Source organism: Tunicatimonas sp., assembly GCF_049647865.1.
Lineage (GTDB): Bacteria > Bacteroidota > Bacteroidia > Cytophagales > Cyclobacteriaceae > Tunicatimonas.
On record NZ_JBARYM010000885.1, the window covers coordinates 1 to 4,704 of the forward strand.

Below are 4,704 nucleotides of genomic sequence, written 5' to 3' on the forward strand. Positions count from 1 at the left end.
GGATAGCTCTACAGAGGACGTTAGTTCTGCCGATGCTTCTACTGATGAGAACAAAGGGGATGAACCTCAGGCCGAACTACGAGAGCCAGCGAAAGCTCCTCGGGAAGATGCCGAAGCAGTAGAAGACAAAATTGAAGGCGAAGATTCGGAAGAGAAGGCTTAAGTCTTCCAGAAAAGAATTACTAGTAAGCATACTTTAATCGGTATGCTTTTTTTGTTTTTAGTCAGGTATTACGGATAATGGTTCCCTGAAAGTTACCCTCAGCGAAAAAAGCTTCCATATTTTCCATCTTCTTCCCGTTTAGGATAACTACGGTCAAATCTAATTCTTCCGCTCTTTTGCTGGCAATTGGGTCAAAGGGGGCTGATAATCCGGGCGACCATTCGCTACCCACAATCTGACGAAAATCTGCCCAATTTATCTTTTCAAATCGTTGTGCATTCGGGTTCTCTCGAGGGTCTTCGGCATAAACATAATCTATATTGGAAAGATTGAGCACCGACTGGGCTTGGTACCTTTCGGCGAGTAAAACCGCAATATAATCAGTACTCCAGCCCGGCTTCCAGCCAGCTCCCACCAAAATAGGCTCCTCAAAGTCCGGTAAGGAAACATCAAAGTCTTTGGCAATAATAGGATGAGCTTGCTCCTTAAAAATAGTTCGCAGCAAGTGGGCGTTTAAGCGAGTAGCGTGAATACCGAGCCAATCGCGTTCTTCATCATCTACTCCGCTTACGGTTTCAGCAGCCGCCTGATAATTACGGGCAGTCTTCCCGCCGCCCACCGTCAGAATGAAGCGGTCGCCCTGACTAACACGCCGGTTAATAAATTTTTTAAACTGAGTAAGATAGTCCGCATCTATTGAGCCAGGAACTACAATAGAGCCACCAAGAGAAAGTACGTAGAGTGCCATGTTTGGTTAGTTTGACTTAGAACCGAGTTCAATGGCTTCTAACTGACTAACCTTACCGTTGTTCAACTGAAACCTTAGCAAAGTGCGTACTTTGTGAAATCCGTGTCTTCCCGCTGCGCCCGGATTTAAACAGAGCATATTATCCCGCTCATCGTCTTTCACCACCTTTAAGATATGCGAATGGCCGCAGATGAACAAGCTAGCCTGCCGATCTGCGAGTATTTTCCTCACCCTCGGATTATATTTAGGGGGATAACCACCAATATGAGTCATCCAGATAGTTAAGCCTTCTCGTTCCAACCAGCAGTCTAGCGGTAACTCCTGACGTAGCTCACCGCCATCGATATTCCCAAAAACTGCCTGAATAGGCTTGAATGTTTGCAGTTCGGTTAGTAAGCCTACGGCACCAATATCTCCGGCGTGCCAAATTTCGTCACAATTAGCAAAGTAGGTAAAGATTTGCGGATCAAGAAAACCGTGGGTATCCGATAAAAGTCCGATTTTGAGCATAGCTTACAACCATTTATGGTCGAAAGCGGTCTTAGTAGAAATTGTTAGCTGCATGAGTAAATTAGACAATTATGAAAAACTATCTTGTTCTAACCCTTATTGTTTTGATAACTGCCTGTTCGGAAGAGAAGAATGGACCGGTTCAGGTACGGATTACTAACAGTAGCAACATAGTTTTTGATGAAGCTTATCTTTATTCCGCTTCAGGAGATAAATCCTTCGGAACTTTAGCTCCCGGGGATACCAGCACTTATCAGGTCTCTAATAGCAGCAACGGATACCCCGTTTTGTTTTTAGAAATTGGTTCCGATACTATTCCATCAATTTGTATATTAATGGATAAGCTACCGCCACCGCCGTTGCCCGAAGGATTCTATACTTTCGAGGTTACCCTAATAGATTTTGGAGGAGGCACTCTCCACGATATTCGTCTCATCGAATGACAGCATTGAACTTTTTCTTTGTAATTCAGCCCTAACTCTACTATGAAAAACTGGCTTTTCCTACTACTCGGATTAGTAGCTTGCTCTGACAATGAAGATCGTACTTTCGTAAAAATTATTAATGATAGCGATCAAGTGTTTGATGAAGTTAGTTTACCGTTGATTGACGGAGAAAGATCATTTGGTTCATTAGCTCCAAGTGATGTTTCGGCGTATCGTGAGTCACCGATTCCGCTCAGTAACTTTCTGCCTCTTGCTATTCGGATAGGCAATGATACCATTCCACCCACCTTTCTTTACACTGATATGCTTCCTCCTACTTCTCTTCCCCCAGGTCAATATACTTATGAAGTTGATCTACACCTGGTAGACAGCATAACGCATTACAGCACTCAGTTACTTAACAACTAAATTTTTAGTAATATGAAAAAACTATTATTCTTTCTTGTCGTACTTGTTGCCTGCCAGGAAGAAGAATTTAACCCAAGTGATCCGTCGGCAGACCGATTTGTTGAGTTGCTACGAACCGGAGAGTACGACCAATACGAGCCGATTCCTAATTTCCGTCCCGAGCAAATTCCGGACTTGTTGCGCTACGCTACCAGTCTGGAGGAAATTCCCGCTTTTCCAATTAATCCGATCTCCTCGTCAATTACTGCTAATTTTCGGTTGGGCGAGTGCCTATTGTGGACGGTTGAGAGCATCCGGGTGGGTCACGGTCAGGAGATTACTTCTCCCGAACGCTATCCTTCGCTCAATCCGGTATTAATCAACGCTTCCGCCCAACGTAATGACGGAAACCGGGCTCTCGATGATGAAGTACTACTGGCAGTACAAGCCTATACCGACTGGTGGAATGAGTCTACTCCCTTTGAGCAGAAGCGAACCGTTAATCCCTTAGAAAGTACTTCATTGGCCTGGCGTTGAAGATTTCTTCTTCCAATACCGCATCAGTCCGGCTACGCTCATCCAGGAAGGGTTGGCTGCTTCGTACTGCCGAATAGTGGGTTCATCGGCCCCCGCAATGCGAAGCTGATTCGCTACGTACTTCTGAAACTGCGGGGTTAATTCTGCCGCCGATTGTCCGGTACGCATTTCTTCCTTTATCCAGTTAGCCCAGTCCAGTAACTGATCCTCCAGATGATTCAAATGAGCACTGACGTTTTCTACCCGGCCAAAGTGGGTCAGATACAACGCTTGCGGACTTAAATCGCGTAGCAACTGAATAGAGTGCTGCCAATCTTCTACGTCGATGTCGGGTGGCGGGCAGGGTGGCTCTACCAATCCACCGTTAATCTGCACTCCGCCTACATCGCCCGTAAATACCATTTTATTGAGTTGATACGCGATATGATGAACCGCGTGACCCGGAGTGTGATGAGCCACTATTTTAGTATTGCCAAAAGTAAGTTCATTTTTATCTTCTACCGCTCGGAGCTGACCTTCCGGGATCGGCTGCATCTCGCCCCACAACCGCTCCATTTCATCCTGATAAATTCGCTTAGCTGACTCCCACAGTTTCTGCGGATTTGCCAAATGCCGAACGCCAAACGGATGAACGTATACGGTGGCCCCTTGCTCGGCCAAAGCCCAAGCCGCCCCGGCATGGTCGAAATGAATATGGGTGAGTAGCACCTGCTGAATATCAGCTAGGTCAAAGCCTGCTTTGCTGACTGCTTTCTGAAGATTACTATACGTAGAATAAGGCCCCGTTTCAATAAGAATTGGCCCGTCAGACGTTTCAATTAAATAGCTAGCAATTGCCTGAGAAATATTCAGAAAGTGAAGGTTGAGGGTGTGGATCATGAGTTAGCAGAGTTGGCGTAATTTCCTTAAGAATCTTTTAACAACTTCTGAGCTTCTTTTTTAAGAACCGGTAGATGCTTTATAATGATAGCCCATACATTAACATCATCAATCTAATCGTATTCATGCGTAATACGATTTCTGAATTGTACAATCGCTTGAGATGCAGTAATAGGTATTGTGGCATCCAATTGTCGGAGGCGATTCACTGCCTCACCCATAATAATCAATTGCCGTTCTACCCCACTGCGTAAAAGCGCATTCTGCTGATAATAATGAAAGTCGCGTTGATCGCCCAAGAACTCTTCAATCCGCTCAATAGCGGCTACTATATCATACAAGTATTTCTTGGCTTTGAGACTGATCATAAATCAGGATTTTTGTCTCTTCTACTTCTTGGCGAAAGTACGGATTACTAAAGTTCTGGTGAGAAAGTAAATCGACCGGACGTTCTAATAACTTTTCTAACTGCTCTAAGAAATCCCAATATCGTTGGCCTTTATCTTCAGGAGAAAGCTGTTGGTTCTCAAATTGTACAATCAGGTCAATATCGCTACGCTCAGGATCAAATGCTGAAGTGGTAGCTGACCCAAATACGTAAAGTTGAGCTACGTGATGCTGCCGACATAAATGAGCCAGCGCAGACGATACTTAGTAAGAAAAGAAGGCATATGGCTTTTACTAACTTAAGTAAGCTACAATTTTTGATAGGCTTAACCAAATGCTGCCTATTTTAAAATCTTAAGGTTTCTAACGTTCGATCTGTGTCATCGATGTAAAATTTCTTATAGATGTTAACACTATGTGATCGAGCTTGAGGGCGATGCTTTACTGATATTTGAAATTATGGTTCAGCATTGAGAAAACACAAATGCTCACTAACCAGCTAGTCTACGTACTTCTGGGAGAGCATGCTGATTTTCAGCCTGATGCGTGTTTTACTTGGTAAACCGGTACGACTAAATATACCCCGCCACCCAATAGGCTACGGTGCCGACTATTTCTCTGATAATTACTTCAAAGTTTCCAATGGA

General features: G+C 44.3%; 8 protein-coding genes. 3 read left to right on the top strand and 5 right to left on the bottom strand.

The features are described 5' to 3' along the window. Positions 1 to 224: 224 nt before the first annotated feature. Positions 225 to 911, bottom strand: a complete 687-nt coding sequence (gene pyrH, locus WBA23_RS25340) for a UMP kinase (RefSeq protein WP_424585071.1) — start codon at positions 909 to 911, stop codon at positions 225 to 227. A 6-nt stretch (positions 912 to 917) separates the two neighbouring features. Continuing rightward, positions 918 to 1,421 (bottom strand): metallophosphoesterase family protein, encoded by a 504-nt coding sequence (locus WBA23_RS25345; protein WP_424585072.1) that lies wholly within the window; start codon positions 1,419 to 1,421, stop codon positions 918 to 920. Positions 1,422 to 1,492: 71 nt separating this feature from the next. On the opposite strand from WBA23_RS25345, the gene WBA23_RS25350 reads away from it, so the two are divergent. Genes WBA23_RS25350 through WBA23_RS25360 form a run of 3 tightly spaced genes read left to right on the top strand, consistent with a single transcriptional unit; the run spans position 1,493 to position 2,791 of the window. Further along, on the top strand, positions 1,493 to 1,864 hold the full coding sequence (locus WBA23_RS25350; RefSeq protein WP_424585073.1) for a hypothetical protein: 372 nt from the start codon (positions 1,493 to 1,495) through the stop codon (positions 1,862 to 1,864). A 42-nt stretch (positions 1,865 to 1,906) separates the two neighbouring features. After that, a complete protein-coding gene (locus WBA23_RS25355; protein WP_424585074.1) occupies positions 1,907 to 2,275 on the top strand; it encodes a hypothetical protein in 369 nt (122 codons plus the stop codon). Positions 2,276 to 2,287: 12 nt separating this feature from the next. After that, positions 2,288 to 2,791, top strand: coding sequence for a DUF4943 family protein (locus WBA23_RS25360; protein ID WP_424585075.1), 504 nt, complete (start codon positions 2,288 to 2,290; stop codon positions 2,789 to 2,791). Here WBA23_RS25360 and WBA23_RS25365 read toward each other — a convergent pair. The 3 genes from WBA23_RS25365 to WBA23_RS25375 form a co-directional block, all read right to left on the bottom strand. Further along, a complete protein-coding gene (locus tag WBA23_RS25365) occupies positions 2,774 to 3,670 on the bottom strand; it encodes an MBL fold metallo-hydrolase (protein ID WP_424585076.1) in 897 nt (298 codons plus the stop codon). The genes WBA23_RS25360 and WBA23_RS25365 overlap by 18 nt on opposite strands. Before the next feature lie 113 nt (positions 3,671 to 3,783). Continuing rightward, a complete protein-coding gene (locus tag WBA23_RS25370; protein ID WP_424585077.1) occupies positions 3,784 to 4,038 on the bottom strand; it encodes a DUF86 domain-containing protein in 255 nt (84 codons plus the stop codon). Next, complete coding sequence (locus WBA23_RS25375) at positions 4,004 to 4,309, bottom strand: nucleotidyltransferase family protein (protein ID WP_424585078.1); 306 nt, start codon at positions 4,307 to 4,309, stop codon at positions 4,004 to 4,006. The genes WBA23_RS25370 and WBA23_RS25375 overlap by 35 nt, the downstream gene beginning before the upstream one ends. Positions 4,310 to 4,704: the final 395 nt, after the last annotated feature.